Source organism: Limnospira sp. PMC 289.06 (assembly GCF_032350395.1).
Classification (GTDB): domain Bacteria; phylum Cyanobacteriota; class Cyanobacteriia; order Cyanobacteriales; family Microcoleaceae; genus Limnospira; species Limnospira platensis.
In genome coordinates, this window is sequence record NZ_JARPLC010000204.1 from 1 (window position 1) to 4,904 (window position 4,904).

Annotated in this window: 4 protein-coding genes and 1 pseudogene; 3 read left to right on the top strand and 2 right to left on the bottom strand. The window is 43.1% G+C overall.

The genetic code is table 11. The features are described 5' to 3' along the window. Window positions 1-708 precede the first annotated feature (708 nt). Window positions 709-2,544: an AAA family ATPase gene (locus P5674_RS23170; protein WP_014275363.1), complete on the top strand. Its 1,836-nt coding sequence runs from the start codon at window positions 709-711 to the stop codon at window positions 2,542-2,544. A 238-nt stretch (window positions 2,545-2,782) separates the two neighbouring features. Here the strand turns inward: P5674_RS23170 and tnpA are convergent, their stop codons facing one another. After that, window positions 2,783-3,169: an IS200/IS605 family transposase gene (gene tnpA / locus P5674_RS23175; protein WP_315669928.1), complete on the bottom strand. Its 387-nt coding sequence runs from the start codon at window positions 3,167-3,169 to the stop codon at window positions 2,783-2,785. Window positions 3,170-3,229: 60 nt separating this feature from the next. Between tnpA and P5674_RS23180 the strand changes: the two genes are divergently transcribed. Both P5674_RS23180 and P5674_RS23185 read left to right on the top strand, forming a co-directional pair. Beyond that, window positions 3,230-3,346, top strand: a complete 117-nt coding sequence (locus tag P5674_RS23180; RefSeq protein WP_014275361.1) for a helix-turn-helix domain-containing protein — start codon at window positions 3,230-3,232, stop codon at window positions 3,344-3,346. Window positions 3,347-3,427: 81 nt separating this feature from the next. After that, the gene (locus P5674_RS23185) at window positions 3,428-4,453 is read left to right on the top strand and encodes an RNA-guided endonuclease InsQ/TnpB family protein (protein ID WP_434475122.1); all 1,026 of its coding nucleotides are present in this window, start codon (window positions 3,428-3,430) and stop codon (window positions 4,451-4,453) included. Window positions 4,454-4,597: 144 nt separating this feature from the next. On the opposite strand, the pseudogene P5674_RS23190 reads toward P5674_RS23185, so the two are convergent. Further along, window positions 4,598-4,904, bottom strand: a pseudogene (locus P5674_RS23190) (hypothetical protein); the annotation flags it as partial.

The window sequence follows — 4,904 nt, forward strand, 5'->3', positions numbered from 1 at the left end:
GCGGTTACACTTATCCCTACTGATATCTCGACCAGATAATCAGAGTCTAGGAGGACTTAAAACGTTCCGTTTATATGGGCATTCCATCTTTAGATTTGTCCTATCCACCGGGGTACTTTAAAGGTCTGTGTAGGTAGTGCTAAGATTATCCTACTTTTCCCCTTGCTCTTTTGAGCGCAGCGTGTCAACCTCTTTCGCTACTTAATTCTTACGATGGTTCAAGCCGGACATTCGGTTTCCCTAATCATGGATGGTTGGCAGTGGTCTCGTTTCTGGTGTTGGGTTACACCTCGGAGCCTTCCGTTCCCCGCTTCAGTCCTGGGTTTGTGATTCCCAAAACTGGGGGTGGCTATCGCCGTTACCCTCAACTCTGTTTCGTAATTTCTCGTTATGTTAAGGATGGTTACGAATTGTTACAGAGTATATTGACCTTGGGTTTCCTGCCTTGATTTGGTATCTTATTGATACAAATCGTTGGGACATATAAGCAGTTATGGGGATGGTCAGAGGCGAGCCTCTTGTATTCAGCCAAGGGGCTGAAATCCCCATCAGGCAGTTATTTCGGGTATTGCAACCCTATTTCATGCCTGAACGTCTCGCACCTTAATATGCACTATGCGGGAATTGTGTTCAACCGTATCATTAGACAGGGAGATATCAGTCAAGACTGCTATAATGTATTTTATTAATTTACTTTTGAGGGACTTTATGAGTGATTTATTCAAGGGATTTGAGCAGTTGCTAGAGTTAGTAAAAGCTCTAGAGGAAAAAGTTGAAAATGGAGAAATTAAAACTGATATTCAGTTTAACTCACGCTCATTAAGCAGTATTCCCAGAACGGGTAACATTCCCCGTACTAATAATAATACAACTAGTAATGTTGGTACTACTTCCATTCGTACCCCATCTTCCCCAGCACGTGATACAGGTGCATCTGACCCAAATGTACAACCTGAAGGTAATTTAGGTATAACCCTCAAAGATATTGGGGGATTGAACCAAGAACTCAAAGAACTCAAAGAACTGATTGCTATTCCTTTAAAACGCCCTGACCTGCTAGTTAAGTTAGGACTCGAACCTACACATGGGGTGTTATTAGTTGGTCCCCCCGGTACTGGCAAAACACTCACAGCTCGTGCGTTAGCTGAAGAACTCGGGGTTAACTACATTGCCCTTGTTGGGCCTGAAGTCATCACCAAATATTATGGTGAAGCAGAGCAAAAACTGCGGGCTATTTTTGAAAAAGCTGCCAAAAATGCTCCCTGTATTATCTTTATTGACGAAATTGATAGCTTGGCCCCAGACCGTAGTGCAGTAGAAGGGGAAGTAGAAAAGCGTTTAGTTGCCCAACTATTGAGCCTCATGGATGGTTTCTCCCAGAACAAAGGCGTGATTTTACTCGGAGCTACTAATCGCCCTGATCATCTTGACCCAGCTCTACGCCGTCCTGGACGATTCGACAGAGAAATTCAGTTTCGAGTTCCAGATATCAATGGGCGCAAAGAAATTCTGCAAGTGCTGACTCGTACTATGCCCTTAGATGATTCAGTTGATCTGGAGTTTATTGCCGATCGCACCGTGGGATTTGTGGGGGCTGACTTAAAAGCTGTCTGTCAAAAAGCCGCATACACAGCTTTACGCCGTCAGGTTCCTTCCATTGATATGCAAATTCCAGAAGATATCGCGGTAGAGCAATCCGATTTCTTGCAGGCTCTCAAGGAAATCAAACCAGCAGTACTTCGTAGCATGGAAGTTGAAGTTCCTCATGTGGAATGGGAAGATATTGGCGGCTTGGAAACCATAAAACAGACCTTGCGGGAATCTGTGGAAGGGGCTTTGTTGTACCCAGAACTCTACAAAGAAACAAAAGCCAGAGCGCCCAAAGGAATACTGTTGTGGGGTCCTCCCGGTACTGGTAAAACATTATTAGCCAAGGCTGTGGCTTCTCAAGCCCGAGCTAACTTTATTGGTATTAATGGACCAGATTTACTCAGCCGTTGGGTGGGAGCCAGTGAACAGGCGGTAAGAGAATTATTTGCTAAAGCCCGACAAGCAGATCCCTGTGTAATATTTATCGATGAACTGGATACATTAGCTCCAGCACGGGGAACTTACACTGGTGATTCTGGGGTAAGTAACAGGGTAGTGGGGCAATTACTGACGGAGTTAGATGGTTTAGAATCGGGGTCTAACATTTTGGTAATTGGGGCTACCAATCGTCCTGATGCCATAGACCCTGCTTTGTTACGTGCAGGACGGTTAGATTTACAATTGAAGGTAGATTTACCAAATTTAGATAGTCGGTTCAAGATTTTACAAGTTTACAATCAGGGCAGACCTCTGTTAAATGTGGACTTGGAACATTGGGCTAAGATAACAGAAGGTTGGAATGGTGCAGATTTAGTATTACTCTGCAATCAAGCCGCTGTAGGAGCAATTCGCCGTTTTAGGTCTCAAGGTGAAACAGATACTGCTGCGATCAAGATTACTGTTGATGATTTCCAAGCTTCTTATGAAGCTTTAAGCCAGCAACGTACAGTTTAGTTCAACCTACGCTTTGGGGCAATTTATAAATTGCCCTAATCCTCTGCTTAAAGAACTGCACAAGCGGCGGGTCGCCCGTACGCCAGAACTCGCTAAGCGCTAAATTGGACGCAATGAGGACAGACCACTAAAACCTGGTACGCAGTAATGTTTCCGTCCCCTGACTGGGAATTGGTAGGGTTGGACTCTATAGGTTTGAATATTTTATCGAAAATTTTGGGTTTAAAACCCCGTCGTTCTACGACGGCTTTTCTTGGTTTTTAATGTAAGACTTCAGAACCTCTAATGGTGCGCCACCGATTGAAGATACAAAATAACTAGGCGACCATAAAGATTCTTTTCCGTAGGGTTTAGGGAATCTGGCTTGCCCATATCTACGACTGTCAACTCCTTTAAAAGCAAAAACTATGACAGAAATAGAGAGTTGAGGAGGGTATTCAACTAAGGTATGAATATGGTCTGACTCCCCATTAAATTCCAGCACTTGAAAATTCATTTTTTCAGCCACTTCTCTAAAAGACTTCAGGATTAACATCCGGCTCTCCACTGTCAAGATTTGGCGACGATACTTAGTCACACAGACCAAATGAATCTTTAAATCCGAAACAGACGCTCTTTTCGTCAAAGGCTTGACATCTACCAGACTCCTAGCTATAATTAATGCACGCCAATACAATTTGACAGTATGAAGCTAAGATATCGATATCGAATTTACCCAACAGACCAACAAAAGAGATTGATGTCTCAATTGTTCGGACGCTGTCGGGTAATATTTAACGATGCCTTAGCATATTGTCAATAACAATAGCGTGCGGGTAACAAAAAGCCTAAGTTAAAGGAACTTTCTCAAAGACTTACAGAACTCAAAAAAACCGAGGAGAAAATCTGGTTGGGAGAAGTTTCTTCTATTCCCTTACAACAGTCTTTAAGAGATTTAGAGCAGGCTTACTCTAACTTTTTAAAATCCTGTAAAGGACAAAGAAAAGGCAAGAAAGTTAAACCTCCCAAGTTTAAAAAGCGTAAATCTAAGCAATCCGCTAGATTTATGGATCATGGTTTTAAACACCTTAATTCCGATTACATTTACATCGCTAAAATTGGTGATATTAAAGTAGTCTGGAGTAGAGAGTTACCCACAAAACCTTCTAGTGCTACCTTAATCAAAGACAGTGCTGATAGGTATTTTGTCAGTTTTGTTGTTGAGTTTAATCCTCAACCCTTACCGGAAAACCAAAATTCTGTAGGAATTGATTTAGGAATCACTGATTTTGCCACATTAAGCAATGGTGAGAAAGTTAAATCTCCTAAGCCTTTAAAGAAACAACTAAAGCGTTTAAGAAGATTACAACGTAATTTATCAAGGAAACAGAAAGGCAGTCAAAGAAGGGAAGTTGCTAGAAAGAAATTAGCTAAACTTCACGCCAAGATTTCTGATACCAGAAACGATTTTCTTCAGAAATTGTCAACTCGGATTATTCGTGAAAACCAAACGATAGTCTTGGAAGATTTAAAGGTTTCAGGGATGATGAAAAACCGAAAACTATCCCGTGCTATTTCGGATTTGGGTTGGCGCAGTTTGAGAACAATGCTAGAAGTTAAATCTGTTATGTACGGGCGTGATTTTCGTGTCATTGATAGATGGATTCCCACTTATCAAACCGGTTCTGGCTGCGGTTTTCGCGGTGGTAAAAAAGAATTAAATATGAGAGAGTGGACTTGTTTAAATTGTGGCACATCTCACGATAGAGATGTTAACGCTGCGATTAATATTAAGGTCGCCGGAGGGCATTTGGAGACTTTAAACGGATGTGGAGAGAGGGTCAGACTTTCTGTAAAGAAAGCACATCTCAATGAAGCGTCAACCCGTCCAGCATTTCAACAATTGTCAATCTTTGATTTGTTGAAATAGATGGAATCCCCGTTAGCGCACGCCGGGACGGATAGGCGGATGTCAATACAGTCCTCTGTTTCCTAAAGTGCAACTATTTGCAGTTGGGAAGGAAGGCGACAGGCTCACACAGAGGAAACAGCATATGCATGGCTGACGATCGCTTTAGTGGTGGTAGGTGTCGCGTTTGAGCGAGTCGTAGTTTGGGGTTGGTTGGCTGTGGGAAACGCAGTTGTCTGGTTTTTGGATACTTAGGCGATCGCATCCCCGTTTAGTTAGTCGTCTTTTAGAGGCTATTGTCCGGTGGGAAGTGCGGTTGTCTGGTTTTCTAATCTTCGAGAACCCCAAGGCAAGCTGAGTAGGGGCGGGTGCGCGATCAGCCACGGGAAAAACCAGCCAACTATATACACCCGCCCGCGGGTGCGCGATCAGCCACGGGAAAAACCAGCCAACTATATACACCCGCCCGCGT